Origin of the sequence: Magnetospirillum sp. SS-4 (genome assembly GCF_902729425.1) — a bacterium.
Lineage (GTDB): Bacteria > Pseudomonadota > Alphaproteobacteria > Rhodospirillales > Magnetospirillaceae > Phaeospirillum.
In genome coordinates this window covers 26,527-50,731 of the sequence record NZ_CACVCH010000024.1, presented here as the reverse complement: position 1 = coordinate 50,731, position 24,205 = coordinate 26,527, and the positions used below count along the sequence as shown (strand labels likewise).

Genomic DNA, 24,205 nt, shown 5'->3' with positions numbered 1-24,205 from the left:
AATAGTTTCTATCCCCATGATGACCCGAAGTCAATCGGGATTTCGCGAGGCGGCACGATGGCGTGCCAGTTACAGCTCAACCGCCAATCATGGAGAATGAAAATGGCGAAGAACACCGGTGATGATTATCGCATTGGCTCGGTCCGCGATCGCAGCCAGACCTACAACCCGCGCACAGAGCAATACGTCGAGCGGGACCGTTCCAGCGGCCAGTTCACCCGGACGAAGGCTGATGGCGAGCCGTTCAAGGGCGTTGCAAAGGAACCGGATCGTCGGCGCGGCGATAAGTAAGGCCGCCGAAGCGGGGCAAATCTCGGAGATCGCGCGGGGGGGGGTAGCAGTGATTCCGCTCGGGCCCACCGACGGCCTGCCGTAGTTGCAGGCCACAATCGCAAAAAGAGACCGACCGGAGAACTCCCGGTCGGCCGATGCGCTTTCCAATAATGATGCCGTCTATTTCCCACTGATGAGCGTTACGGCTCCGCAATCGACTGGTTTATTTCTGGCTCATCCCACTTCGCGGCCACGGCGTCCCAGCGATCGATCCGTGCCTGGAACTCCGGATCGTCGAATCGCATGTGGAACGTGTACAGCCGATTGACGACCTCCTTCATCAGCTCCCGCATCTGGGCGTCGTCGATGTGCGAGACCTCGGGCCAGGGGATTTTCCGTCCCTCGGCGTCGAGGACGATCACGTCGGAATAGTCCCCCGTCTTGGTGACGGGGACCCGACCGGCGTGGATGTCCTCCAGCTTGGTGTTCCGCACGCACATCATGGCCATGACCTTGGCCAGCCGGGCGGCGATGCGTTCTTCGTCCTCTTTCCTCATGGCCGGATGGTAGCAGCGGAGCGGTCCGCGCTCCACCGCCTTCTCAACCTCAGTGACCGTTTCTGTCACCCGTGCGTGCGTCAATGAATGACCGCCGCTCGAACGGGATGAACAGATATGCATCGACCACCGCTTCGCCCCTTGGTATCGCTCCTTCTGATCAACTCGCGCGGTGCATCTATCGCTTCCTTGAGCAGCGGGCGTGCTCTTTTGCCATCATACGCGGCAATCGGTTGGTCGAGAACGGCGTGTGTGTGAGCCACTCGCAGGCAGAACCCGCTGATGGGGCAGCGGCCCCGACTTCGGTCGGGGCCGCCTCCTTCTATTGAGACTTCTTTTTATGGGTGACGGGTTTCGGCGGGGGAGGCGAAGTGTCCGTATCCTTCGGTTTCTCTGGAAGCTCGATGACCTTCACCGCGATGGGGGTGCTGGTCAGAGATTTGAGGAAATCGATGTCGCGGCTCATGGAGGACATCGTTGCCGCAATATCATCGAGGCGCTTCACCTCGGCGTCCCTAGCCCGCATGGTGTCGGGCGACTCCTGAACGACCTGAACCTTGGAGACATCGGGTGTCGGCGGCTTAGGTAATAGCAGAAGAAGGAAGCCGCTGAGGCCGACCGTCAGTGCGAAAGAAACGCTTTTCCAAAACCATTTCCCCAAGACTGTACCGGCTTCTTCGTTCTTCACGACCCGCAACTTTCTGAACCGTATCCAAGCCGTTCTGGCGCGATCCAAGAGATTGGGATCACCGTCGATACAGGTGCAGTGCATGTAGGAAATGAAATACTTCCAATGCCGCCATGTTACGGCTCGGTCGAGCAACTTCAGGGGATTGGAAATCCGATCGAGTACGATGAAATCTTCCCTGCAGCACCTATTCTCGACCTGCGCGGGCATCAATAGGCATGTGACCGCGCCGCTGGGCTCGCGATAATATTGGAGAAGCGCCCCCGCTTCAGTTAGGAGCCGGAGATGACGTGAGGGTATGCCGCTTTTGTCGTCGGTGACAAATTGGGTCGTACTGTCGAAGGGGCGATTGCCGAAGAAGATTTGCACAAGGCGTTTTTCGTGCCCTCCGTTCCTCCCGCCCGGAATGGGACAAAAGCTATAAGTCCTGCTGAGATCATGGCTGTGGGTATCGACCTTCTCATAGGCGCGGAATATGGCCTTCGAGCGAAGGAAGAATGTCTCGTAATCGCGGTATTTTTGAATCCGTAAGTCGACGGTCACAGTGTCACCCGGGAATTAAGGTTACCCACCACAAAAGTTCACCTCTGACCCAGACTAGCGGAGACCGTGCAGTCTTCACGCGAATTGAATCTGTACGCAGGTCGGAAATGTAAATGTCGCGCGTGCGCAGGCCCTTGGGCGGCAACTCGCACGGCGCTATCCGCTCTGTAGGCTTCATGCCGTGCGGGCGTTTCACTCCCCGAACCGGATCGTGTCCACACTTTTGATGAAGCGGAGGAACGCGCTGACCGAATCGAAGATGAAGCGCGCCTCCGCCTTATCGACGAGCTCGTTGTCGTGGGCCAAGCTGGCGTTGTTGCGGACGTGGTTGAACTTGTCGAAGACGGCGAACGCCCCCTTGATGATCTGCTCGGTCATCTCGCGCAGTTCCACCTCCTGCTTGAGCGCCTTGACGTATTTGCCGACGCGGCTGTGGAGGGGGTCGGAGCGTTCCCAGGCGATGCCCCGGACGTCGAGCAGATGACCGAACTTCTTGGAGCAGTATGTGTGCAGCCTGTCCAAGGCTGCGTCCGGCGCGTTAGCCTGGATGTCCCGCTCGATGGATGCAACGAGCTCGTCGAGTGTCGGATCGGGCACGAACCGCTCGATGGCATCGGTGCGCGCGACCTCGGTGCTGCCTTCCATCCGGGCTATCAGGTCGAAGAACCGTGGTTCAATGTCCCTGGGCAAATGTGGCAGGTTGTCCACCCGGTACTGCCACAGGCCGCGCAGGACCTTGGCGACCGTCGCCGGGTCTTCCAGCCTCACGAACGTCCGCAGGCGGTTCATCTTAGAGGTGCCGTTGGCCCGGTATTTCGGGTCGTCGATGTGGATGCGGAACTCGTCTTCGAAGAAGTCGGCAAAGGTTCGGTCGGAGAAGTTCAGGACGTAGCCCGGGTCAATCTGGAAGGCTTGTTCGACGACCCGCATGTCCGAGTGCTTGAAGTCACCCATCTGGCATTATCCTATTCCGGCTTTTCGAAGGTCTCGTGGACGTTGAGCACCTTGTAGGTAGCGGGCTTACCGTTGATGGTCTGGACATCGACATCGACGATGAAGGCGAGTTGGAAGAGCCTGTCGCTGATCATGTCGAGCTTGGCGCGCTCGTTCTCGAAAATGACTTTCACCGGGCTGGGGGAAATGGCCTCGATGACGCCCTTGTCACCTGACGACGAGCGGACGTCGTTGCGTGCCTGGTACCAGTAGAAGGTCTGCTTCTCCCGGACACCGGTTGCCACTTCGCGCTGCATGGCGACGTGGTTGGCCACCCGGTTTTGAATAGCGTTGGCTTGGGTCGAGTCCATGATGACCTGATACATTGTGCCGCCGTTGACGGTCACCGACAGGTTGATTTGCGACCCCGCGTCCTTGGCGACCGGCTGCAAGATCTGCGCGCAGTCCCGCAGTTCGGCAGCCGTCCGATTCGGGTCGTCGCCGTGCTTGCCGAGAAAGAACTCGTAGACGCCCTTGATGTCTTTGGCGAAGTCGACGAGGTCTTTGGACTGCCCAACCAGGAATGCTGCCTGGGGTGCCATGGAGACGAGGTCGGCGATGATGCTGCCCGACCGGATTTCCTTGATGAAGAGCCGGGTCTCGGAGCCGTTGACGGCGTAGTCACCTCGCTGTGCGAAGCGCTGGTATTGCTCTGACAGGCTCAAGAAGGCGTCGGTCAAATCCAGCAGCTCGACGGGCCTGCTGTTCTTGATTTCGATGCTGAGCTTAATGTCGTCCGCGTCCAGCATATCCCCCTTGCCCAGTGCGGTTCCGCAGTGGGACGCACCCTATACCAAAAACGCGACTCTGTCATCGCCCACGTCAACTGATGGACGTGTTAAGCTGGTCACGAACGTCTGCGTCCGGCCCACTCCTGGTGGTTCCGGTGACACTGCGTTCAATTCGAATGTCAGCTATATAGCCCCGTCTCTCAAACCCACCCTTCCGCTTCCGGCCCAAAAGGGCCATCCAGGATGGTGTGTCGGCGGATGACATCGGGGACAGAACCGGCAGGAATCACGGCAGCGCCAGGCGCTGGCGTGAAAGGGACGGTGGAAGCGAAGATCCCCTGCGCCCACCAGAACGCAAAAAAGCGGCCGACCAGGGTTTCCCCCGGTCGGCCGCGTCGATACGAAATCCGATCTGTTATTTGCCGATGGGCGGCGCCTGCGCTAGCAGGGTGCGGGTCTGCTCTGAATCCGCCGATCCGCCGAACTCGAAATCGAAAGCGGTGGCGAATTTGCCCGCCAGCAAGGTGACGACGGAAATGATGCAGCCACCGACGGCGGTGTTGCCATCGACGTGGCCGAACACCATGAAGCCGATGCCACCGACGATGCCGAATCCGGCGGTGACCAGCAGCACGTTGGCGCGAGTGTTGCTGCGCCCGGCCTTGATGAATTCGCTGTCGCGGGCACGGGCGTTCTGGCGATCGGCCAGGGTGGCGGTGAGCGTGGTCAGCGCACCGGCCATCTGCTGCATCCGCTCCTCATGGGCGAAGGCCTGGGCCTGGGAGCGCAGTTGGAACACCAGGGTGGGATCGGCCAGCGCCTCGCGAGCCTGGGCGGGGTCGTCGGTGCCGGTGATGGCGCGGACACTGTCGGCCAGCTTGCTGACCGCCTTCTCGGCATCATCACCGAACAGGCCGGCAATGTCCGGTGCCACGTCCAGCGCCACCTTGGCGAGACCGGCGATGGGATTGGCGGCGATGGCGGCGGCATCGCCGAGGAGATCGAGCAGGGTCATGGGGACACCTCCAGGGCAGCGCAGGCACGGGCGTAGCAGGCCTTGCGGTCTTCGAGTCCGGTGAGGCCGCCATTGATGCGCCGGGTGATGGTTTCGATGTTGCGGGCATCGGCAAAGCGATTAAGGCCGTTGCTGTGCCAGAACCACGCGGCCGAACGGGCGGCGGGGCCGGGCTGTTCCAGCATCTCCGGGACATGGACCAGCCCGATCCCCAGTGCCTCGCCGCAAGCAGCATAATTGCTGCGCCCGGTGACCTGGATCAGGCCGCGCCCGCGATAGCGCCAGCCGTCGCCAGAGGCCTCGTCGCCATTGCCCAGGCGCTTGGCGTAGACCCGCGCGGCGATGCGCTCCGGCTGGCGGGCATAGGCCTCGGCACCTGCTGCATCGAAATGGCGGGGGAAGACCCGCAGCAGGGCTTCGGCAGAATAGTTCAGGTTCTCGGCCATATTGCGCAATTGGCCGCTCTCGTGGGCGATCTGGGCCAGGAAGGCGGCCAGCCGCAACGGGGTGTCGACGCCCCATTCGGCGCAGGCAGCGGCCAGCGGCGCCGCGAAACGGTCAAGATCGGTGGACCGCGCCCCGGTGACGGTGGCACGCAAGACGTCTGTGGTCAGCATGGGATCAGTCCTTATCGGGGGGAGTGCAGCGGGCGACGAAGCGGCTCAGCGCCACTTCGAGGCCACGCGGCCCCAGCCAGGCGCAGATGCCGACCACCGCGTGGGTCTCCATCAGGCCGAGGGCGAAATGAGCGGCGACTCCGCCGCCCAGCACCGCCGAAAAGGCGGCGGTCGGGCATTCCCACAACAGGTCGCGCGACCAGAACCGGCGCTGGCCCAGGCGTACCAGCCGGTGATGCCACAGGAAGCGGGCGAGCATGGCGGTGGGAATCAGCCCGGCCAGCCCCGAGACCAGGGTCTTGACCTCGGGCGAAGGTTGCTGCTCGAGCATGGCGGAATCCTTATCAGTGTGTGGATGCGTGCTGGCGGGGCTGCCGCCCCGGTCCCCGCCTGGAGGCACGGCCTCCAGACCTCCTCTTGATTTGAAAATGAAGAGAGGGTCCGGGAGGCTTCAGCCTCCCAGTTGGGGTTGGGGGCGGAAGCCCCCATCAGGCTCAATTCACATGAACCCGGTCGTCCTCGCAGATTCCCGATATCTCGACCTGACGCGAGCGGGGGCGCAGTGATCGCACCAGGACGCGCTGGGCCCAGGTGGCGCCGGGGCCGAGGGCGTAATAGGTGCGTTCGCGCTCGCCGCCGGTGTCGGGGGTGAAGGGCAGCGGGTCGAGCACTCGGACCTGGAAGGGATCGCCGCCGGGGGCTGGCTCGATCTCCACCGGATCATCGAGACGCCCGTCGCGACGGCGCAGCGCCATGAAATGGGCGACGCCGTCGCTCCAGCGCACCGGCTCGGATAGGGTGAGCGTGGCGGCGGACTCGTCCCACTCCACCACCTCGCCGCCCTGACCCCAGGCCGGCATGGGATGGGAGATTGCGACCAGCTCACCATAGGACAGGATCATGCCGTCCAACTCGGTCTTCCAGGTGGGCAGGCGGCGGCGATAGATGTTGCAGGCGACCAGGAAACAGGCCTCGCGGCCAGCATGGTCGCGATTGGTGATGCCGAACATCTGCACCCGGCCCGGCTTTTCCGGCGGGGTGTTGACCATCTCGGATGGGGTCAGCACCCGGATGGCGCCTTCGCGTTGGGCGGCGGTGATTTCGGCGATCTTCCAGGTGATTTCGTCGAAGAACTCCACCGTCACCGCATCGGCGGTGTCCTCGCCGGGCATGACGTATTCGATGGCGAAGCTGCCGCGGACGATGTTGCGGCCGTTGAACAGCGCCGCCGGCAGGGTGCGGGGCTCGTCGCGGATATAGCGGACGATGCCGCCCTGCTGGTAGGGGGCTGCGCGTCCCGTCCGCAGCACCTTGACCAGGGCCTCCCAGGCGGTGGTGGTGGTGTCGAACACGCCGCTGAAGCGGTCGCCACGCGCCTCCCAGACGGCGTGCAACCGCCACAGCATGTCCAGGTCCTGGCGGGTATCGGCCAGTTGCGCGCCGTTTGCGGCGCGCATGATATAGGCCGCCACCGGGGCGATGGCCTGGGTGGGGACCGGCTCCGACCAGCCGGTGGCCAGCGACCAGATGGGAAGCTTGCGGGTGACGATGCCGTTGATCAGGCGGCTTGAACGTTGGCTCAGATTGTCGGTGGCCCGCATCTTGATCGCCAGTAGGGTGACGTCGCCGTAATCGGGGGAACCGTCGAGATAGGATCGCATCTCGCCCCAGCGGATTTCGTGGGCGGTGCGGCCATCCTGGTCGCGGTCGTTGGTGCGGCGGAGCCTGACCTCCCAACGGGCCGACGCCACCGGATATTTGAAGGACAACCGGATCTGGGTGTTGGTGGCGGCGGTATAGGTCTCGGCGGCCAGCAGGATGAAGTCCCCCAGCGCGGTGCCGAGATCATCGATCCGCCGCCCCCATACCTCCCAGGTCACCGTCTTGGGGTCGAGGGTGCCGGAATTATTGGCGTAATAGAGGCCGTTGGTGAACACCACGTCGATGCCGATGTGATGGGCGGTGGTGGCGGCGGGATTGGCGACGAAGGGACCGACCCAGCCGGTCTCGCCATTGGTCAGCTGGTTGGGGCCTTTCATCTCCTGGCCCGCCACCTCGACGGCTGTGACCACCCAGGCATCCATCAGGGTGACGGCGGCACCGGGCGGGACGACCTGATATTGGACTTCCTCGAACGAGGCCAACGGGGTGTCGTCGATCATCAGGGCATCGAGCCGGTATTGACCCACCCCGATGCAGTGAAGCTGGAACAGGTATTGCTCCCCGGCCAGGTATTCCTGGTAGGGGGTGGCGGCGAGATCGAACACCACCTTGTGACGGCCGAAAATCTCGGGGATCGGCTGACCCAACCGGGCCTGATTGCCCGAGGCGGTCAGGCTGTAGGTGGGAGACGGCGCCACTCCGCCGCCACCGCCCCAATTGAGCGAGGGCGTGGCGGGACTGGGTGCCGAGACCAGGGCGCCCACCGCCATCATGCCCACCGAGGCGATGGCCGCCGTCGAGATGGCGCCCACGGTGGCGATGCCGGCGGCGCTGGTGACCCCCAGGGACGAAGCCAGCATCGGCCCGACATAGTACTGGCCCAGCACCATGGCCACGACCATCACCGCCACCATCAGCACAGTGGTCAGCGGGTTCTTGCCACCGCCGCCCCCACCGCCGCCCAACGGCTGGGCGACAAAGGCGACGATGTCGTCATGATCGATGATTGTCCCGGCCCAATGGCGGCGCAGCAGCGGGCGGCCATTGCGCAGGCAGATGGTGGGGACCGGAAATTCCTCGATGCCGCGACCGTCCAGGAAGGCGCGGATGGTCAGGGGTTCGGAGACCTCGACCACCTGCAGGGAGCGCAGCGGATTGAAGGCATCCGCCACCAGGGTGACGCGCGCCCTCATGATGCGGTCCCCCGGTGACGGTAGACCCCGTCGATCCGCCAGCCATTGGCGGCCAGATCGCGCCGGGACTGGCACACCACCCCCGATCCGGCTGCGCAATGCAGCACCCTGCCGCCATCCACCTCCAGCCACATCCCCACATGGATGGGATAACGGGCGGTGCGCATCATCACTCCGTCGCCCTCCCGATAGGCGGTCACCGGTTGCCAGAATCCACGCTCCTGGTGATCGCGGAACAGCCGCGCCAGCACCAGCAGATCGTCGGCATAGGGCACCGCCGGAGTCTCCACCCCGAAATGGGCCTGCTGGACGTGGCGGAAGAAGCTCCAGCAGTTCCAGGCGTCCGGCCCCTGGCCGTGCTTCGACCACGGCTGGCCGATATAGGGCATGGCCCAGTGGGACATGGTGGAGATGCTCCGCTTCGCGGTTGGGCTCCCGCCCAAACCGGGCTGGAGCGATGCTCCAGACCTCATTTGATTTTCAAAAGGAATGGGGTTTGGGGCTTTGCCCCAAGCGGGTGTGGGCAGCAGCCCACAAGAACCTGTCAGCCGCCCAGCCCCGGAAAGCAGCGCTGGGTATAGGTGCGCCAGGGAAAGGCCTTGTTGCCGATCTGGGACATCTGGGCGCGGGCGGTGATCTGGGTGGCGGTGCAGTTGACATGGACCAGGGTCATGGTCAGCGGCGGGTCCATCTGCGGGCCATCAAGGTCGATGTCGAGATAGGGCCGGTAGGTGACCTCGATACGGACCAGGGAGGTGGCGGCGGCTTCGAGCGGCTCCATCAGCTCGCGGCCGACATTATCCATGGTGACGGTGAGTTCCGGCACCGGGGCGGAACTCACCTCGGGCAGTTGGAAATCGAAGGCCAGCGCGATGAAGGCCACCATCTGGCCGGCATTGACCGGGGCATCGGGTTCCAGGCGGGCCACCAGCCCGACCCGGCTGCGGGCCTCGGGGGTCATGGCATCCAGCAGGGCCGCGATCTCGGCGCCACCTCGTTCGCGCCAGGTGACCTCGTCCTCGTAATTGCGCACCACCCGGACAGCGGTGGGGTTGCCGTTGTCATCGATGAAGGCGGGATGGCGCAGTTCCATGGTGTGGAGCGGAATGGCGTTGGACGGGCACGAAGCATAAGCCTCGCGGATCGCCTCTTCGAGAGCGGGATCGGGCATGGCTCAGAAATCGATGTGGGTGATGCCGGGGAAACGGATACGCTCGCCCTCGATGCGGAGCAGTTCCGCCCCAGTCAGAACATTGAGCAGCAGGGCCAGCCGGGCGAGACCCAGGCTGAAGGCGTTGTCACAGGCAACTTTGCGTTCCATTCCTTCGACCATCATGCAGGAGCCGCCACAGGTGGCCAGCACCGGGCAGGCATGGCATTCGGGGCGATGGTGCCAGGAGGTGCTGTGGGTGAGGCGGATGGAATCGAAGTCGTGGACGTTGCCGATCACCTTGTCCTGGTTGACGTTCTGGCAGACCAGGGCTTGGCCGCCCAAGGTGACGGCGAGATGGCCGGGACGGTCCATGCCGCAATTCTGGCCTCTGGCTTCCGACGGCATGCCGGTGGCGAACTGGCGCAGGAGGGATTGCAGAGGGGACAGCACAAGGTTGCGATGAAACACGCTGGGCATGCGGAATTCATCGAACAGGGTCCGACGCACCCGCCGATGATCACCCTCGCTCATGGGCGACATCAGGATTCCGGCTACGTCGTGGGGCGTCACCATGCCCTCGATGGAGACCTGAACATCTTCGCCGACCCTGTCCACGAAATACGCCACCAGGGCGGCCGGACTGTGATGGGCCATGGTCAGCACCGACAGGAACGAGCAGCGGCCGGAGCCGAGGGTGCGGAACAGCAGGCGGATCGCTTCCGCCGCCTCGGGATCTTCGAAGGGATCGGGGCCACGCTGGTGCTGGCCGGGACCGTCATGGGAGATGGACACCACGAAGCCAAGCCGGTCCAGCCAGTCCACCTTGGCCTTATCCAGCAAGGAGCCGTTGGTGATGAGCTTGAACACCGCCTCGGGAAAGCGGGTCCGCAACCCCTCGGCCAGGGGTTTCAGGATCTTCCAGTAGGCCAGCGGCTCGCCGCCCCAGAACTCGATCTCTCCCGGCGCGCCGTCCAGCCAGTCGAGGCCGGCCAGGAAGCCTTCGGCGGTGCCGGACGTCCGGATATCTCCATCGCGATCTGCCGCCTGCATGCAGTAGGAACAGGCGAAATTGCATTTGAGACCGAGTTGGAGGCGCAGCCGCTCCACCCGGCGGCTCTTGGGGGCAACCTGGATCGGCGAGGTGGAGGGAGCGACGGCGAACCTGCCGCCATCCAGGTAGGCGGCACCCAGGGGAGAGAGATCGATCCGACGCCCCTCCTGATCCATGAGCTTGCCGCCATGGATGTCGAGGATAAGGCCGAAGGTTTCTCCGTCCGGCTGCCGCAGGGTCAGTCTGAACATCACACCACCTCGCAAATGATCTCGGCCATGCCGGGGAAGAAGCGGAACCCTGCCTTGACCTTGAAGCTCTCGCCCGGTTCCAGCCCGAGCGCCCCCACCTTGATGGCGGCGGCGCCATCGGTCAGCGCCACCCGCTGGCGGGGCAGATAGCCGCCGGTGGTCTCCAGATGGGCGGTGACGGAGGCCCCCTTCAGACGCTTTCCCGCCCGCCGTGCCTCCAGCGCCACGGAGGCATAGCCCTCGCTCGGCACTTCGGCCCGTTCGGGCAGAACCAGCACCGGCATCACCGCCCGCATTGTGGCTTCGATGGATTGCTCGACGATTTCGGCCCCCGTCACCAGCGGCAGGAAGCCATCCTGAAGGATCAGATGCAGGGCGCAGTCGTCGGGAGATGCCCCGGCCCAGGGAACATGGAAATGCAGCATTGTGTGTTCCTGGGTCCGCGCCGCGTGCTCCCTGGGGCCACGCCGGGCGGCCATGGTCTCCCTGGTGCGGTTGTAGGGCTGGCCCACCTGCCATGAGGTGTCGGGTCCGCCGCCTCGTGCCCCCACATGGCGGCAGATCAGCGGAAAGACGATGCAGGCATGGTCGTGGCCTTGGGCCAGTCCAATGAGCGAGGCCCAGGTGAAGTGCTGGGGTTTGGTGACCGCCAGCGTCGTTCCGGCGAGGCCGGCATGGAGATCGCCTCCATCCACCGGCACCGCCCCCGGAACCTCGCCCTCGGCCATGAACATGCGGTAGGTGGAGATGGTGAAGCCGTCAGGCCTGATGGCGGCGACGATGCCGCAGGGCGCCGAGATATCGGCAAAGCGGGTAAAGGCGACCAGCATGGCGGCATCCTCAGCAGCAGCAATTACAGTTGCAGGCGGGCTGGTAATTGCAGTTGGGGGCGAAGTTGCAGTTGGTGGTCACCGTGATGGCATTGCCGCTGATGGTGACCGTGCTGTAGCCCGCCCCGGTGCCGCTCTGCACCGCCGTATAGCTGGCGGCCTTGAACAAGGCGGCGAGATCGGAACCGTCGGCGATCTTGAATCCGGTGGACCCACTGGTGCTGCCGCTGGTCTTGAACTGCGGCCCCGTCAGTGTGCCGCTCAGGGTGTCCCCCGCCTTGGCCACCTTGCTGGAAACGTCCACCCCGGCCCGAATGGCCGCCACCGTGGTGGTGGCGGCATCGGACAGACCCAGGGTGGCCCGCTGGGCCGCCGCATCGGCATCGTCAAGCAAGGCCCGGCCGGCGGCGGTCAGTCCGGTCAACGCCGCCGTGCCTGACCCGGTGAAATAGGCCATGGTGTCGGCTGCACTGGCGAGACCCGCGATGGCGTCCAGTTCAGCATCATGGGCCTGAACATGGGAGCCGATGGTAAGGCCGAGATTGCTCCGGGCGGCGGCCTTGTCGGGAAGGTCGGCGAGATTCTGGGCGGCCAGCATGTCGCCGGCCCCGATGCCGTCGAGCCCCTTGGCGGCCAGCACCTGCCAATGGGCCGCATCGGGCGGCGGCTGGTTGATGTTCTGCGCGATGGCGACATAGGACGAGCCGTTTAAGGAGACCGCGTCATGGACGGCATAGGCGGTGGCGGCGGACCACGGTCCTTTCCAGGTGACCTTGGCCACTTGCGCAGCGCTGGCCGAAGCGGCGGCTGCCAACTCGCTGGCCTGGGCATTAGCGGCGGACAATGCGGCCGCGACGGCATCGGCGGCGCTGCTGGCGATGGCCCCGTCAATGGAGCCGATCCTGGCGGTAATGTCGGCCTCGATATCGGCCACCACCTTGGCTGCCGTCTTGACCTGACCATTGCCGGTCACCACGGTGCTCCCCGCTCCCGTGGCGGGGCCATGGGCGACGTCATGCAGAATCAGCGCCGCCCCGCCGGCCTTGGCGGTGGCGGCGAGGAGATCGTCCTTGATGGTCATGGATCACGCTCCGAAAGAATCGGGCCACTGGATGTTGGCGACGGTATCGAGGCCGGTGACGGCACCGGACAGGTCGCTCCAGGAGCTATCGAGCAGGATGTCGAGTTCGGCCTCGGACAGAACCGGGCGGTCGCGGACCTCCAGTTCCACCGTCACCAGCCAGAATCCACCGGAGGACAAGGGGGCCTCGTACTGTCTGGTGAAGCGGGCGACATGGTCGATCACGCCGAGACCGCTCCTGAGCGGAATCACGAACCACTCCGCCCCGGCCTTGCCCTTCCACTGGTACCAGGCGTCGAACACCGCGTATTGGGCGTCGGTGAAGCGCCACTTCACCGGGATCTTGGTGGGAACTTGGGTGAATTCTCGGCGCTGGCGGGCCGGTCCCTGCTCCATGTCGGTGCGCACCACCCCATCGGCGGGCTTGACCGCATAGGGCTCCGCCAGCGGCATGGGCAAGGTGGCGGGAAAGCGGATCATCGGCCCCTCTTTATCGATAGGCCCCGTTGGCGCGGTTGAGCCCGTACTGGCGCTCCAGCACCGGGGCGATGCCTTGGCCGCGGACGATGTCGCCGGAGATGGCGTCGGTGATCTGCTCGACGATGATGTCGAGCGTCAGACCGCCGCCGGAATCGCGGCGCTGCGCCGTGCGGGCCTGGGTGCCCTGGGGCGTCTGGATATTGACCGAGACCGGCACACTGACCATCACCGGGGCATCGTCGCGGGGGCGCAGGTTGAAGCGATGACGGGGATCGCCCCGCGTCAGCACCTCCTCACCCTTCTGGGCGATGATCGGTACCTCGCCGGGGACCAGGCCGCCCCGATGGAAACGAGGCGCGCCGATGAACACCGCCGGATCGAAGGACCGGGTTTCCAGCCGGTCGAGACCGATCAGGCCGCCGGTATGGGCGATGGCGAAAGCTCCGGTATCGGGGACCGGGACGGAGCCACCACCACCACCACCGGAGAACCAGCCACCGAGGCCACTGATCAGGCTGCCGAAGAGGCCGCCACTGGCACCCCCAAACAGCGGCGCCACCACCGACATGCGCCACGCCGCCCGCAGAGCCTCCTCGGCTAGGCTGTTGAACAGATCCTGCCCGGCCAGCTTGCCGGTCATGGCCCATTTGACGAAGGCATCCTCGCTGGCCCGCAAGGCTCCCGACATGGCCCGCTCTGCCGAAGCCGCCGCGTTGCTGGCTTCGTCGGCATAGGCCCGCACCGCCCGGATGGCGCCATCCTGCCAGTCGCGGCTGGCGGCCAGTTTGTCCTGCTCCAATTCCCGATAGCGGCGGGCATAGGCTTCCTCGGATAGAACACCGCTGGCCCGCTGTTCGTTCAGCTTGGCCAGTTCCTCGGCAAACCGCTGGGTGGCGTCATAGGCCAGAGTGGTCTGGCGGGCCTCGTCCTTGACCGCTTCGCCATATTGGCGCGAGCGGGCCGCCCGGTATTCATCGAGTTTGGGATCGTCCTCGGCCAGCTTGTGACTGCGGGCGAATTTGGCGACATCATTGTCGATGGTGACGTCGCGGACTTTGGTTCGATCACTGCTGCGCACCGCCTCAGCCAGGCGAACCTGGGCGTCAATCTCGCGCTCCAGGTCAGCGACGGCACGGGCGGCCTCGCTGTTGGCGCGGGATTTCTGAACCAGTGCGTAGGAGGCTGCCAGTTCTCCATTGGCATCACTCAGCCCCTTGGATGCCTGTTCAGCCAGCCAGTTGGTGCGCTCCGCCAGAATGGTGTCAGCCACCGATCCCTTGGCGGCCTCGGCGAGGCGGTCATTGGCGGCGACTTCCTGCCCCAGGGTGCGGATCAGGCCATTCTTCTGCTCCAGCAGCTTGGCGGCATCGATGCGGCGCAATGCCCGGTCGTATTCGGCTACCGCCGCACCATTGTTCTTGAAGGCGAACTCCAGCACCTTGGCGGATCGCGCCGCATCGACCTGGGCCTGCCCGCCGGTGCGGGCTGCTTCGGCCAGACGCTCCTGACCACGGGCCTGGAGGTTCAGGCCCAGCACCTCGGCCTGGGCCTGGGCGGACATCTCCCCCGCCCCCTTGGCTTCGGCTTCGCGGGCCAGCAGATCCTTGATCTCCTGTTCCTTGGGCTGGGTGCGATAGACGCCGCCTTGCTGGAACAGCTCCTTTTCGATCTGGCGAAAGCCCTTGGCCGCCTCGTATTGGGCCTTGGTGCGGGAGAATTCCGCGTTACCGGCGGCACGGGCCGTATTGAGCCTCTCCTGCCATTCCACCTCGAATTTAAGATCAGACAACTTCTCGATATAGGTCGGCTCACGCTGCTCGGCCCGGACCCGGTCGCGCTCCATCTTGGCCTGGGCTTCCATGCCCGCGCGCTTGCGGGTGATCTCGTCGAGGTCGGCGGCGACGTCCTGGCGCTCGGCCAGCAGGCGGCGCAGTTCCTCGTTCTCCTCTCTGACCGCCTGGACCACCACACTGTGGGTTCCGGCAGGCAACGGCTTGTCCAGTGCCTGCTCGCCCCCCAGGGCGGCGATGCGCCGGTCCAGATCGGCCAGTCGCGACTTCACCGTGGATTCCCCCGGCGTCAGCGATTCCAGCGTCGCCGCCCCGGCATTGGCGCCGCCCGACAGAACCTTGCGCAGCCAGGGGGCGTTGGTGAATCCCTGCCAGGCGTTGGCCATGCGGGTGAAGGACCGCTCGGCGGTGTCGGCGCTTTCCTTGGCGGCTTCGTCGAAGCCCCGCAGCGCCTTGATCAGGGTGTCGCGGAAAAAATCCGCCGTCACCTTGCCTTGGGTAACCATCTGGCGGAAGCCGCCCGAGGGCAGCGCGGCGGCCCGGTCGAGAGCCTGCAGCAGCCCCGGCATGGGCTCGACGATCTGGTTGAGTTCCTCGGCGCGGAGCGTGCCCGACGACAGCCCCTGGGCCAGACCGAACAGGGATTGCTCCAACTGCTCGGATGACGCACCCAAGGCAATGGCGGTGGACTGGAAGCCTTCCAACAGGGAGCGGGATTCACCAGTGGTGATGATCCCGGCCTTCTGCAACGCGGCCAGCCGGGAATAGGCTCCGACCACCGTCTCCAGGGCGGTGCCGGTCTTCTGGGCCTGGGCATAGAGGTAGGTGGTGGTTTCGGTCAGGGCCGCGGCACCGACCAGACCCTTGAGGCGGGCCTCCAGGCTTTCCACCTTGATGGTGGACTCCACCATGGCCTTGCCAAAGAAGCCGATGGCCGCACCCGCCGCCAGCCCGGCCGGACCCAGCGCCATCATCACCGAGCCGATGGGGCCAAGCCGGGAAGCAAACCCCGCCATGCCGCCCTGAATATCCTGGCTGGCGGCATTCATGGCCAGCAGCGACTTGGATGCAGGCTGTGCAGCACCCTCGATCCGAGCCAACGCCTTCTGGCCGTCGTTACCCAGTTGGATCAGGGTACGGCGCACGGTTTCGCCGTCCTGCAAGGACAGGCGGATGGAGACGGATTTTGTGGCCATGGATCAGGTCTCGGTTTGAACCGTGGCGGAACCGGCCACCATTCCTCGTTCGGCGAATGGCAGCAGGCGAGCCAGCAGGGGCTGGTCGTAACCCAGTGCCTGGGCCTGGATGAGCAGGGCCGGAAGGTCGAGACCGGTGATGCCGCCACGGGGGCCAAGGCGGATGGTGCCGACATTGCCGGTCAGGAGTTCCCAGGCCTGCCAGCCCGGTTCGGTCAGGGGGGCGTTGCGGTCATAGGGACAGTCGCAGTCTCCGCCACATCCCCGGCAGTAGTCAGGCCCGCCGCCGAAGTGCCACTCGGCGCGGGCCTGGAGACGTTTCCCTCGGCGATGACCGCTTCGTGAGTTTCGGTGTATTGGACGACGAAGGACTCGGCCATGCGGGGAAGCTGCATTAGTTCGGCGATGCTCGTATCGGTGACTTCCGCCGGTTGATCGGCCTCGTCCAGCACGCCCTCCCATTTGGTGATGGCGGAGCGGGCCAGACCTTGGGCGAACAGCATCTGCGACAGCCCGGCCAGGGCATCTTCGTCGGACAGATCGGGCAAGCCGGTGATGTCGGCCCCGGCGGCCCTCAGATCGGCATGTTCGGCGGCGATGGCGCGGGCCATGCGCCAGCCTCGGGCACGGGCGGCCTCGTACACCGCCGTGGTCAACGGGCGGACGAACACCCGCACCCCGTGGGGCAGATCGATCCAGTAGGGTTCCTTGGGAATGGTCAGGCGGATCATGGTCAGTACCCCGCCACGTCGTTGACCAGGGTGACCCGCAGAAGATACCCGGCCACCGGATCGCGGGCCGCCCGCCAGTCATAGCTGGCCTGGATGCCGCCGGGGCCTTTGATCTCCTGCTTCTTTTTCGGCAGAAAGACGCGAGGCAGATGGAAGGTCAGGGCAAAGGTCGAACCGGGAATGGTGAAGCCGTATTCCATCGCCACCGGGCTCTCGGCGGCGATGGCGGCGGTCAGCGTGGTGTCGGTGCCGAAGCGGATGTCCACCGAGCCTTCGGCGGTGGCCTCGGTCTCGTCCACACCGTCGATCAGTCCGTCGGCGCGGATGGTCTCGACCCGCTCCAGGTTGTTGGAAAAGGACAGCTTGCCGCCCACCACGTTTGCGAGTTGGCCACCGCCGACCCGGATGGTGCCGCTGCCCTGGCTGAACCGCTTCAGGGCGAAGGTCGCCGGGGTGGCATCGATGGTGGCGCCGGCTTCGGCCTCGCCCTGGGCGATCACCCCGATGCTGGCATTGGCGGCGCCGGAGCGGGCCATGTCGAAGGCCAGCTTGTCCAGCTTGGCCCCGCCATGGCGGAAGAACTTCGGTACCGCCAGTTGGGCATGGCCGATCTCGATGGCGAGGCTGGGCAGCGTGCCGCCCGAGGTGAAGACATGGTCAAACGTGCCGTCGCCGTTATCGGTGATGGCGGGTGCCCCGAACAAGCCCTTCAGCCAGAAGCCGAGCGCCCGAACATCCAACGGCACGCCGATATCGCCTTCGTCCTTGATCGCCTCATAGAACGGGTCCTGGGCATCGCGGCCCTGGCCCAGCAGCGGGTCGTAGCCCAGAGGGCGCTCGGCCCCCAGGCTGGATTCCTTGAACGACAACCTTGTATAGCCGTCGGCCGGAAGCGTGCCATAGCTCGCCTCGAAGGCAGCCAGCAGCGCACAATCGGCGCCGTAAGCGCGCGTCTTGCCCATGTCGAAACTCCGATTGGAAAGGATCAGCCCAACGGATCGGGGCTGCTGTAATGGATGGTGATCGGCACCGTTGCGCCGCGTAAGGAAGCAGCCCCGTCGATGACGAGGCCCGAGGTCTTGGGGGCACCCCAATCCAGCCATTCCGCCAGACCACCAAGGGAACGGTCGGCGGCCAGGGCATTCCCAACCGCCATCAACAAGGTATCCAGCGCAGCGCTATCGTCGTCCTGACCGCGCTGGAGGATGATTTCGATCTCGGTCTGGTGTTCCCAGAGATAGGTGACGGGCGACAGCACCACCTCGGGGTCGCCGGGATCGCCGTCACGCAGGATGATCAGACCTCCGGCGGGGACCGTTTCCGGCAGCGGCGCCTCCCGCCTGACGGTGGCATCGGGCACGGTCTCCAGCCGCGCCAGCAGGGCGGACAGAATTTTCTCGCGGATGCTGGGCATTGAATTGTTCCCCGAATGAGGCACATAATGGGGCAACCAAGGAGCCCGCTATGTCCAAGACCGAATCGATCCGCGCCCGCGTCGAACCCGACCTCAAGGCCCAGGCCGAGGCCGTTTTCGGCGCCCTCGGTCTGACGCCGACCGAAGCGATCACCCTGTTCTATCGTCAGGTGACCCTGCATCACGGACTGCCGTTCCCCGTCCGCATTCCCAACGAGGCCACGCAGGCGGCTCTCCGGGATGCCATGGACGGCGAGAACCTGACCGAGTGGTCGAGTCTTGATGCGCTGAAGGCAGCCCACCGTTGAGTCTGCGCCTTCGCACCACGAAGCAGTTTGATCGCGATCTCAAGACGGCGACCAAACGAGGCAAGAATCTCGACAAGCTCTGGACCGTGGTCGAGTGCCTAGTCAACGGTGAGCCGTTGGCCGTCCGGCATCGGCCACACCGTCTGTCCGGCAACTGGAGTCCCTGCTGGGAATGCCACATCGAACCGGACTGGCTGCTGATCTGGCACCAAACCGAAGACGAACTGGTGCTGGCGGCCTCCGGCACCCATTCCGATCTGTTCGGCTGATTGGGTCTATTCCCGCCAATTCCTGACGATCAGCTCCGGCAGCGCCGAAGCCCACCGCTCGGCGGCGCTATCCACGTCGAGGCGTTTCTTCAAGCTGATCTGCGGCACCAGGATGAACATCACCACCGTGGTCATCCCGCGCCCGGAGCGGAGCGCCGAGGCGCTGCCCTTGGCGAAGCCGCCCCTTTTCCCCGCCCGTGCCCGCATGTTTTCTGCCACCAGCAGCGAGGGCGCGCCCCGGCGGTAGATGAAGCGCAACCGGCTGCCGTGCATCTGTTCCCATAGGCCGGGCGTCATGCGCTTGCCTCGGGCGCCGGTCCCGGCGGCGGGTGTGGGGATCGCCAACCAGAAGCCATGCTTGGACTTGATCATCGCCCCCTGGTCGAAGGCCTGGATGATAGTGGGGGCCCTGGTGAATACGAAGCCCGCTGCCTTGATACTTTTCCGGCCCTTGGGATAAAGCTCGGCGCGCCATGTGTTGGCGAGGCGCTGGCCCATGCCAGCCTCGGTGACCTGGCGGCGGAGATCCGCCTTCAGCCCGTCAGTGGCTTGGCGCATGGCGGCGGTGACAGCATCTTCGGCTTCCTTGACCTCCTCGGCCATGATCTTGCGCAGATCGCCGGTAATGGCTGCCGCCAGTTTCATGCCGGTCTCGTGTCCAAGGTCCAGATCAGCCGCTCGGCATCCAGGCGGGGTTCACCCTGGACGACGAAACTGTCGCCGTCATGGACGATCACATCCCCCGCCTGGGGTGCCGGAACCTCCCCCCGCCGAATCTCGAAGACCGCCGTCCCCGTGTGGACGGTGATGTCCGAGAACTCGATGTCGCGGTCGGGCCGTCGCACCATGGCACGCACGGGGCTACCCTGGTAGGTCACGGCGACGGCCATGTTCGGATCGGCGAACAGGTCGTCAAAGGCGTCGGCGAAGGCGCTCATCAGTTGCCCGAGAACAGGCGCACGGCCAGACGCGGGCGCTTGTTGACCGGCAGGATGGAGGCCTCGGTCTTGACGTCAATGGCGCTGCCATCCTGACGGGCCAACTGGCGGGCATACATGGGCACGCCCAGGGTGTTGACCGTCTCGATCAGGTTGGCCGGGGCGCCATAGGTGACGAAGGTGTCCATGGTGCCGAGCGGGAAAGCGATGCCTTCGCCCGCCGGGACCAGGGTTTCGGTCTGGCCGGTGGAGAGGGTGACGGTGGCGCTGTATTCCTCGAACACCATGCCGGCGAAGGGAAAGCGGCGGCGGACATCTTCCCGCAGCGGCTGGGCGCCGGTCGAGGAGAAGTACTGGTAGGCCTGCTCGACCTTGGCATGACCGATCAGCTTGTCGAAGAATTCCGGGCTGACCAGAGCCAGCACGCTGGTCATGGTCTCGCCCTTCAACTCGGTCTCCACCTTGCGCAGGACATCGCGGATCTTGCTCTGGACGTTGGTGGTGGCGGTGCCGAGGGTGAAATCCACCTGCTGACGGCTCAGGGCGAATTCACTGAAATAGTCGTAGAGGGTGGATCCGGAGCCGTCGCGGATGATGCCGCGGAGCGCATTGACCTCCATGAATTCCCTGGTCTGGGCGTGCTTGCTCCGCATGCGGGTCAGCTTGCGCTCCATCACCGTGGCCAGCGGATCGGCGGCATCGGCGACGCCGAAGCCGCGCACCCCCTGGACGTCCTGGGGGGTGATGGAATCATCGTGCGGAATCCACGGCACGGTGAACGACCGCATGCTCCGGGCATCGCGATTGGCGACGGTGGCCGGACCGCCCAGGGGCACGGTGGGCAGCAGGTTGAGGACGCCCTCGGCCTGCTCGATGATGACGCTGCGCTGGGTGACGCCCTCGAAGCGGAACAGCCCCATCTGGCCCAACCGGGTGTACAGGTTGGGCAGGATGTTGATGGCCTGGGTCATTTCGGCGAGCGAGTAGCCGCCCACGTCGAAGGGATTGATGATCTGGGTCATGGTAAAGGCTCCGATCAGACGGCGTGGCGGGCAACGAGGCCCATGGCGGCAAGCTGGACAATCTTGGCTGCTCGTTCGGTGGGCTGATCGACCGAGGCGTCGAACACCAGGGCGGCATCGGCCAGGATGACAGGGCCGCGGGCGGCGATCAGGCCGGTGGCGGCGCCATCGGTGGCATCGACGGCTTGCAGCAGCACGGCGATTGCGGTTTCCGCCCCTTCGTCCCCCACCACCTCGGCGGCGGGGGATAGACGGAATTCGCCGCTGGCGGTGATGCGGCCCAGCACGGAACCCAGGGGATAACTGGTCCCCGCCTTCAGGGTGACGGTCTCGCGAGTGTAGCTGGCGTTCAGTTCAAACTTCAGCAGATCGCCCAGGGTGGGCGAAGCGGTCAGCACAGGCATGGCAGCGTGTCCTTATTTCCGGGCGGCGGCCTCGCGGGCACGCCGGACGATGGGGCTTTCGGTTTCGGTCTTGGGGACGGCTCCCGCCGGAGCGGCGGCGACCACATCGGTGGCCTCGGAGCGCTCGGCCAGTTGCTCCAGCACAGTGCGGCGCAGCGCCTCGGGGCGGATGCCCTTGGCCATGGCCTCGGCCGGATCGATGGTCACGCCCAGACGGGCGGCCTGGGCGGCGACGGCACTGATCTCGGAATATTCGGCCCGCAGGCGCTGCTCGATATCTGCGTTGGCCTGGGCGGGCGGCTGCGGCACGGCAGCCAGAACGGGGATGTCCCCCGTGTTCTCGGACATGGTGGTCTCCTTGGGTTTGGACAGGACGGGGGAACGGATGGAGGGGCGCGCCAGGGTGGCGCCGAGATCGGCCAGGGCGACGCGGAGCGTGCCGACCTTGTCGGCCAGACCGGCGGCCACCGCTTGGTCGCCGCGATAGACCGCAGCCTCGGTGACGCGCACGGCGTCTGGGGACAGGCGGCGGCGCTCGGCCACCAGGGTGGTGAACTTCCCGTAGAGGGCATCCACATCGGCCTGAAGGGCGGCACGGGCAGAGCCGGACAGCGGCTGATGGGGATTGCCGTCCACCTTGCTGGCCCCGGCATGGACGAAGGTCCAGGCCAGCCCCGCCTGGGCATCGGCCCCCGATTCGTCGCGGTGGACGGCGACCACGCCGATGGAGCCGACCTCGCCGGTCTGGGTGACGTAGAGGCGGTCGGCGGTGCAGGCGATGGCGTAAGCCGCCGATAGGGCCGCCTCGTCCGCCACCGCCCAGATCGGCTTGCCGCACTGGCTGCGGATGGCCTGGATGTGGTCGACCAGATCGAACAGGCCGCCCACCTCGCCACCGGAGGAGTCCACGTCCAGCAGGATGGCGCGGATTTCGGTATCGGTGGCCGCCGCCTCGATGGATTCGGCGATGTCCGAATAGGCGGTCAGGCCACTGGCGGCGCCGAGATAGCCGGAGCGGGCCACCAGGGTTCCCACCACCGGCACGATGGCGATGCCGTCGGGCGTCACCGCCACATCGTCGGACGGAGCCGTATCGCCGTCGAAGGAGATGGACTGCCCAACCAGCCGGGGACCGAGCGCGGCCAGGATCACATCCAGCTTACTGCGGGCGACCAGCAGCGGCGTCCCATACAGGCGAGCCGCGAGATGAGGGAGGTCCGTCATGACCGCTCCCCCGCCATCCGGTCGCGGACACGGTCGGCGATGCGGGCGACATCGACGGTGATTTCGATCTCGCCGCTGCGGCAGGTGATAATATCCCGCCCTGCTGTACCGTCAGCCGAGGAGCCGACCATATTCACCGCCCGCCGGAGATCGATTCCGATGGAGCGCAGATCGGAAACGACGGCGAGATGCACCATGTCCCTCAGCGTGAAGTCACGAGCAACGCCATTTCGAGTGCTGTGAATGGGCACGAAATGCCTGCGGTGGATCAGGCCATGGAGACATGTTCGGGAAATTCCCGTCACCTCACTGACGGTATCGATGCTGAAGACGCGTTCGCTCATATCCATCCTCCGGCTGATGGGGCTGGTGTCATGGGTGGGAGCTGCCGGCGGCGTGGCGCCAAACACCAGACCCAGCCGCTGCTCCCTTTCCCGGTCGGCGGCAATCTCGGCATCCACCTGCTCGGCGTCGAAGCCGCGCTCGGCCAGCGCCTGGGTGCGGCTTTTGAGACCGGCACCGATCTGCTCAATTTCGGCCTTGGCGTCCTTGAGCGGATCGACCCAGTCCCATTTCGGTGGCAGCCAGGAACAGGCGATGAAGCTGGCGCGGTTGCGTTCATAGCCGGGGATGTCCAGCGCCCCCGACAGGACGGCCACATCCAGCCAGCGTTGCCACACTTTCCTGCACATCTGGTGGACCATCACCGAGTGCTGCCATGCCTCGACCCGGCGGCGGAATTCCAGCAGCGCCATGCGCGAGTTGGAGTAGTTGGCCTTCAGCATGTCGTTGGACAGGTAGGCGTAGGGGATGCCGGTGGCGGCGGAGATCTGCAGCAGCGTCCGGTACTCGAACGGCTCATACGATCCGCCGACATCGGCGGGGGCCGAGGTCTGGATCTGCTCGCCCGGCTCCAAGGGCACCACCTGGCCGGGCTGGACCTCGACGATGCGGTCGCCGGAACCATCGTCGGCGGGGGTCACATCGATAATATCGGTTGGTGCCGGCGAGATGACGAACATCGCGTACATCGCCGCGATCTTCTTCCGCTCAAGTTCGGCGTCGTCGTACTGGTCGAGCAGGAACAGCTTGACGATGGCCGGGGCCAGCCGGGAGACCCCGCGCAACTGACCGGATTCCACCGGGTCGATGACATGGATGATTTCGGCTGCCGGAACGCGCACCATTTCGCCGACCATGCCGGGATCGGTGAGATCGCCGGGATGGCGGCGCAGGAACCAATACGCCGCCCGCCGACCGATGCGGTCGAACTCGATGCCCTGGCGGATGACGTTGCCGTTGGGAAGAACCTCGGTTCGGGTCAGCGGCAACATCTCGGAGGGCAGCATCTGAAGCTGCAACGGCACCGTCAGGCCATCCTCAGGCCGGCGCGGACGCAGGCGGAAGAATACTTCCCCGGCGATGAACACCTCTCTGGCGGCCCGACGCTGCTGGCCGTAGAAATCGGTCAGCTCCTCGGCGTCGGACTCGTCGGTCCAGGCCAGCCAGAGCTGCTGCACCAGGGCCTTCAGATCCTTGTCGGCGATCAGGGACGACGGCTTGATACCGGTGCCCACCGCGTTGCCGGTCCAGCTTTCGGCGGCATTGAGGGCATAGCCGTTGTTGCGCACCAGATAGCGGGCTCGCGCCGTGATGTCGGAACCGGCAGCAGCGATCAGAGTGTTGACATGGGCGCGGCTGGGCTGGAAGCCCTTGAGCCGGCGGCTGCCCTGGGCGGCCTCGAAGCCACCGATCAGGGCACCGATCCTCCTGCGCAGTCCCGACAGCATG

General features: G+C 65.4%; 27 protein-coding genes. 3 read left to right on the top strand and 24 right to left on the bottom strand.

Annotated elements, in window-relative coordinates; all coding sequences use genetic code 11:
* Nucleotides 1-102: 102 nt before the first annotated feature.
* Complete coding sequence (locus tag MTBSS4_RS04160) at nucleotides 103-291, top strand: hypothetical protein (RefSeq protein ID WP_173982135.1); 189 nt, start codon at nucleotides 103-105, stop codon at nucleotides 289-291.
* 182 nt (nucleotides 292-473) lie between these two features.
* Here MTBSS4_RS04160 and MTBSS4_RS04155 read toward each other — a convergent pair whose 3' ends face one another.
* The 18 genes from MTBSS4_RS04155 to MTBSS4_RS04070 all read right to left on the bottom strand — a co-directional run bounded on the left by MTBSS4_RS04155 (nucleotide 474) and on the right by MTBSS4_RS04070 (nucleotide 18,249).
* Nucleotides 474-899: a hypothetical protein gene (locus MTBSS4_RS04155; RefSeq protein ID WP_254432373.1), complete on the bottom strand. Its 426-nt coding sequence runs from the start codon at nucleotides 897-899 to the stop codon at nucleotides 474-476.
* A 253-nt stretch (nucleotides 900-1,152) separates the two neighbouring features.
* Nucleotides 1,153-2,061: a hypothetical protein gene (locus tag MTBSS4_RS04150; RefSeq protein WP_173982134.1), complete on the bottom strand. Its 909-nt coding sequence runs from the start codon at nucleotides 2,059-2,061 to the stop codon at nucleotides 1,153-1,155.
* A 192-nt stretch (nucleotides 2,062-2,253) separates the two neighbouring features.
* On the bottom strand, nucleotides 2,254-3,015 hold the full coding sequence (locus MTBSS4_RS04145; RefSeq protein ID WP_173982133.1) for an abortive infection family protein: 762 nt from the start codon (nucleotides 3,013-3,015) through the stop codon (nucleotides 2,254-2,256).
* A gap of 11 nt (nucleotides 3,016-3,026) precedes the next feature.
* Entirely contained in the window at nucleotides 3,027-3,803 is a 777-nt protein-coding gene (locus tag MTBSS4_RS04140; protein WP_173982132.1) for a hypothetical protein, read from the bottom strand.
* 397 nt (nucleotides 3,804-4,200) lie between these two features.
* Nucleotides 4,201-4,800 carry a hypothetical protein gene (locus MTBSS4_RS04135; RefSeq protein WP_173982131.1) on the bottom strand — a complete coding sequence of 200 codons (600 nt, stop codon included), beginning with the start codon at nucleotides 4,798-4,800 and terminating at the stop codon, nucleotides 4,201-4,203.
* Nucleotides 4,797-5,417 (bottom strand): glycoside hydrolase family 19 protein, encoded by a 621-nt coding sequence (locus MTBSS4_RS04130; protein ID WP_173982130.1) that lies wholly within the window; start codon nucleotides 5,415-5,417, stop codon nucleotides 4,797-4,799. The genes MTBSS4_RS04135 and MTBSS4_RS04130 overlap by 4 nt, the downstream gene beginning before the upstream one ends.
* 4 nt (nucleotides 5,418-5,421) lie before the next feature.
* Nucleotides 5,422-5,748: a phage holin family protein gene (locus MTBSS4_RS04125; protein WP_173982129.1), complete on the bottom strand. Its 327-nt coding sequence runs from the start codon at nucleotides 5,746-5,748 to the stop codon at nucleotides 5,422-5,424.
* Between the two features lie 163 nt (nucleotides 5,749-5,911).
* Nucleotides 5,912-8,272 carry a host specificity factor TipJ family phage tail protein gene (locus MTBSS4_RS04120; RefSeq protein WP_173982128.1) on the bottom strand — a complete coding sequence of 787 codons (2,361 nt, stop codon included), beginning with the start codon at nucleotides 8,270-8,272 and terminating at the stop codon, nucleotides 5,912-5,914.
* Entirely contained in the window at nucleotides 8,269-8,676 is a 408-nt protein-coding gene (locus MTBSS4_RS04115) for an NlpC/P60 family protein (RefSeq protein WP_173982127.1), read from the bottom strand. Before MTBSS4_RS04115 ends, MTBSS4_RS04120 begins: the two co-directional genes overlap by 4 nt.
* A 140-nt stretch (nucleotides 8,677-8,816) precedes the next feature.
* Nucleotides 8,817-9,443, bottom strand: a complete 627-nt coding sequence (locus tag MTBSS4_RS04110) for a DUF1833 family protein (RefSeq protein ID WP_173982126.1) — start codon at nucleotides 9,441-9,443, stop codon at nucleotides 8,817-8,819.
* 3 nt (nucleotides 9,444-9,446) lie between these two features.
* Nucleotides 9,447-10,727, bottom strand: a complete 1,281-nt coding sequence (locus MTBSS4_RS04105; RefSeq protein ID WP_173982125.1) for a radical SAM protein — start codon at nucleotides 10,725-10,727, stop codon at nucleotides 9,447-9,449.
* Nucleotides 10,727-11,557 carry a hypothetical protein gene (locus tag MTBSS4_RS04100; protein ID WP_173982124.1) on the bottom strand — a complete coding sequence of 277 codons (831 nt, stop codon included), beginning with the start codon at nucleotides 11,555-11,557 and terminating at the stop codon, nucleotides 10,727-10,729. Before MTBSS4_RS04100 ends, MTBSS4_RS04105 begins: the two co-directional genes overlap by 1 nt.
* Nucleotides 11,558-11,567: 10 nt before the next feature.
* On the bottom strand, nucleotides 11,568-12,638 hold the full coding sequence (locus tag MTBSS4_RS04095) for a hypothetical protein (protein WP_173982123.1): 1,071 nt from the start codon (nucleotides 12,636-12,638) through the stop codon (nucleotides 11,568-11,570).
* 3 nt (nucleotides 12,639-12,641) lie between these two features.
* Nucleotides 12,642-13,118: a hypothetical protein gene (locus MTBSS4_RS04090; RefSeq protein WP_173982122.1), complete on the bottom strand. Its 477-nt coding sequence runs from the start codon at nucleotides 13,116-13,118 to the stop codon at nucleotides 12,642-12,644.
* Between the two features lie 10 nt (nucleotides 13,119-13,128).
* Nucleotides 13,129-16,104 (bottom strand): tape measure protein, encoded by a 2,976-nt coding sequence (locus MTBSS4_RS04085; RefSeq protein ID WP_173982121.1) that lies wholly within the window; start codon nucleotides 16,102-16,104, stop codon nucleotides 13,129-13,131.
* A 215-nt stretch (nucleotides 16,105-16,319) separates the two neighbouring features.
* On the bottom strand, nucleotides 16,320-16,835 hold the full coding sequence (locus tag MTBSS4_RS04080) for a hypothetical protein (RefSeq protein WP_173982120.1): 516 nt from the start codon (nucleotides 16,833-16,835) through the stop codon (nucleotides 16,320-16,322).
* A gap of 2 nt (nucleotides 16,836-16,837) precedes the next feature.
* Nucleotides 16,838-17,797, bottom strand: coding sequence for a phage tail tube protein (locus MTBSS4_RS04075; protein ID WP_173982119.1), 960 nt, complete (start codon nucleotides 17,795-17,797; stop codon nucleotides 16,838-16,840).
* Nucleotides 17,798-17,820: 23 nt separating this feature from the next.
* Nucleotides 17,821-18,249, bottom strand: coding sequence for an acyl-CoA transferase (locus MTBSS4_RS04070; RefSeq protein ID WP_173982118.1), 429 nt, complete (start codon nucleotides 18,247-18,249; stop codon nucleotides 17,821-17,823).
* A gap of 50 nt (nucleotides 18,250-18,299) precedes the next feature.
* Between MTBSS4_RS04070 and MTBSS4_RS04065 the strand changes: the two genes are divergently transcribed.
* Nucleotides 18,300-18,557 (top strand): type II toxin-antitoxin system RelB/DinJ family antitoxin, encoded by a 258-nt coding sequence (locus MTBSS4_RS04065; protein WP_096703345.1) that lies wholly within the window; start codon nucleotides 18,300-18,302, stop codon nucleotides 18,555-18,557.
* Nucleotides 18,554-18,826, top strand: coding sequence for a type II toxin-antitoxin system YafQ family toxin (locus MTBSS4_RS04060; protein ID WP_173982117.1), 273 nt, complete (start codon nucleotides 18,554-18,556; stop codon nucleotides 18,824-18,826). Before MTBSS4_RS04065 ends, MTBSS4_RS04060 begins: the two co-directional genes overlap by 4 nt.
* A 6-nt stretch (nucleotides 18,827-18,832) precedes the next feature.
* Here MTBSS4_RS04060 and MTBSS4_RS04055 read toward each other — a convergent pair whose 3' ends face one another.
* From MTBSS4_RS04055 to MTBSS4_RS04030, 6 genes are read right to left on the bottom strand one after another with little or no spacing between them, the layout of a single operon-like run.
* Nucleotides 18,833-19,471, bottom strand: coding sequence for a DUF6441 family protein (locus tag MTBSS4_RS04055; RefSeq protein ID WP_173982116.1), 639 nt, complete (start codon nucleotides 19,469-19,471; stop codon nucleotides 18,833-18,835).
* Nucleotides 19,468-19,764, bottom strand: a complete 297-nt coding sequence (locus MTBSS4_RS04050; RefSeq protein ID WP_173982115.1) for a hypothetical protein — start codon at nucleotides 19,762-19,764, stop codon at nucleotides 19,468-19,470. Before MTBSS4_RS04050 ends, MTBSS4_RS04055 begins: the two co-directional genes overlap by 4 nt.
* Nucleotides 19,764-20,786 carry a major capsid protein gene (locus tag MTBSS4_RS04045; protein WP_173982114.1) on the bottom strand — a complete coding sequence of 341 codons (1,023 nt, stop codon included), beginning with the start codon at nucleotides 20,784-20,786 and terminating at the stop codon, nucleotides 19,764-19,766. The genes MTBSS4_RS04050 and MTBSS4_RS04045 overlap by 1 nt, the downstream gene beginning before the upstream one ends.
* Before the next feature lie 14 nt (nucleotides 20,787-20,800).
* Complete coding sequence (locus tag MTBSS4_RS04040) at nucleotides 20,801-21,190, bottom strand: head decoration protein (protein ID WP_173982113.1); 390 nt, start codon at nucleotides 21,188-21,190, stop codon at nucleotides 20,801-20,803.
* A 12-nt stretch (nucleotides 21,191-21,202) separates the two neighbouring features.
* Nucleotides 21,203-22,414 carry a S49 family peptidase gene (locus MTBSS4_RS04035; protein ID WP_173982112.1) on the bottom strand — a complete coding sequence of 404 codons (1,212 nt, stop codon included), beginning with the start codon at nucleotides 22,412-22,414 and terminating at the stop codon, nucleotides 21,203-21,205.
* Nucleotides 22,411-24,204: a phage portal protein gene (locus tag MTBSS4_RS04030; RefSeq protein WP_254432372.1), complete on the bottom strand. Its 1,794-nt coding sequence runs from the start codon at nucleotides 24,202-24,204 to the stop codon at nucleotides 22,411-22,413. The genes MTBSS4_RS04035 and MTBSS4_RS04030 overlap by 4 nt, the downstream gene beginning before the upstream one ends.
* Nucleotide 24,205 lies beyond the last annotated feature (1 nt).

Excerpts from the sequence above, each read along its gene's own strand:
- MTBSS4_RS04160 (WP_173982135.1), top strand. The coding sequence starts at position 103 with ATGGCGAAGAACACCGGTGATGATTATCGCATTGGCTCGGTCCGCGAT.
- MTBSS4_RS04145 (WP_173982133.1), bottom strand. The coding sequence starts at position 3,015 with ATGGGTGACTTCAAGCACTCGGACATGCGGGTCGTCGAACAAGCCTTC.
- MTBSS4_RS04140 (WP_173982132.1), bottom strand. The coding sequence starts at position 3,803 with ATGCTGGACGCGGACGACATTAAGCTCAGCATCGAAATCAAGAACAGC.
- MTBSS4_RS04135 (WP_173982131.1), bottom strand. The coding sequence starts at position 4,800 with ATGACCCTGCTCGATCTCCTCGGCGATGCCGCCGCCATCGCCGCCAAT.
- MTBSS4_RS04130 (WP_173982130.1), bottom strand. The coding sequence starts at position 5,417 with ATGCTGACCACAGACGTCTTGCGTGCCACCGTCACCGGGGCGCGGTCC.
- MTBSS4_RS04125 (WP_173982129.1), bottom strand. The coding sequence starts at position 5,748 with ATGCTCGAGCAGCAACCTTCGCCCGAGGTCAAGACCCTGGTCTCGGGG.
- MTBSS4_RS04120 (WP_173982128.1), bottom strand. The coding sequence starts at position 8,272 with ATGAGGGCGCGCGTCACCCTGGTGGCGGATGCCTTCAATCCGCTGCGC.
- MTBSS4_RS04115 (WP_173982127.1), bottom strand. The coding sequence starts at position 8,676 with ATGTCCCACTGGGCCATGCCCTATATCGGCCAGCCGTGGTCGAAGCAC.
- MTBSS4_RS04110 (WP_173982126.1), bottom strand. The coding sequence starts at position 9,443 with ATGCCCGATCCCGCTCTCGAAGAGGCGATCCGCGAGGCTTATGCTTCG.
- MTBSS4_RS04105 (WP_173982125.1), bottom strand. The coding sequence starts at position 10,727 with ATGTTCAGACTGACCCTGCGGCAGCCGGACGGAGAAACCTTCGGCCTT.
- MTBSS4_RS04100 (WP_173982124.1), bottom strand. The coding sequence starts at position 11,557 with ATGCTGGTCGCCTTTACCCGCTTTGCCGATATCTCGGCGCCCTGCGGC.
- MTBSS4_RS04095 (WP_173982123.1), bottom strand. The coding sequence starts at position 12,638 with ATGACCATCAAGGACGATCTCCTCGCCGCCACCGCCAAGGCCGGCGGG.
- MTBSS4_RS04090 (WP_173982122.1), bottom strand. The coding sequence starts at position 13,118 with ATGATCCGCTTTCCCGCCACCTTGCCCATGCCGCTGGCGGAGCCCTAT.
- MTBSS4_RS04085 (WP_173982121.1), bottom strand. The coding sequence starts at position 16,104 with ATGGCCACAAAATCCGTCTCCATCCGCCTGTCCTTGCAGGACGGCGAA.
- MTBSS4_RS04080 (WP_173982120.1), bottom strand. The coding sequence starts at position 16,835 with ATGATCCGCCTGACCATTCCCAAGGAACCCTACTGGATCGATCTGCCC.
- MTBSS4_RS04075 (WP_173982119.1), bottom strand. The coding sequence starts at position 17,797 with ATGGGCAAGACGCGCGCTTACGGCGCCGATTGTGCGCTGCTGGCTGCC.
- MTBSS4_RS04070 (WP_173982118.1), bottom strand. The coding sequence starts at position 18,249 with ATGCCCAGCATCCGCGAGAAAATTCTGTCCGCCCTGCTGGCGCGGCTG.
- MTBSS4_RS04065 (WP_096703345.1), top strand. The coding sequence starts at position 18,300 with ATGTCCAAGACCGAATCGATCCGCGCCCGCGTCGAACCCGACCTCAAG.
- MTBSS4_RS04055 (WP_173982116.1), bottom strand. The coding sequence starts at position 19,471 with ATGAAACTGGCGGCAGCCATTACCGGCGATCTGCGCAAGATCATGGCC.
- MTBSS4_RS04050 (WP_173982115.1), bottom strand. The coding sequence starts at position 19,764 with ATGAGCGCCTTCGCCGACGCCTTTGACGACCTGTTCGCCGATCCGAAC.
- MTBSS4_RS04045 (WP_173982114.1), bottom strand. The coding sequence starts at position 20,786 with ATGACCCAGATCATCAATCCCTTCGACGTGGGCGGCTACTCGCTCGCC.
- MTBSS4_RS04040 (WP_173982113.1), bottom strand. The coding sequence starts at position 21,190 with ATGCCTGTGCTGACCGCTTCGCCCACCCTGGGCGATCTGCTGAAGTTT.
- MTBSS4_RS04035 (WP_173982112.1), bottom strand. The coding sequence starts at position 22,414 with ATGACGGACCTCCCTCATCTCGCGGCTCGCCTGTATGGGACGCCGCTG.
- MTBSS4_RS04030 (WP_254432372.1), bottom strand. The coding sequence starts at position 24,204 with ATGCTGTCGGGACTGCGCAGGAGGATCGGTGCCCTGATCGGTGGCTTC.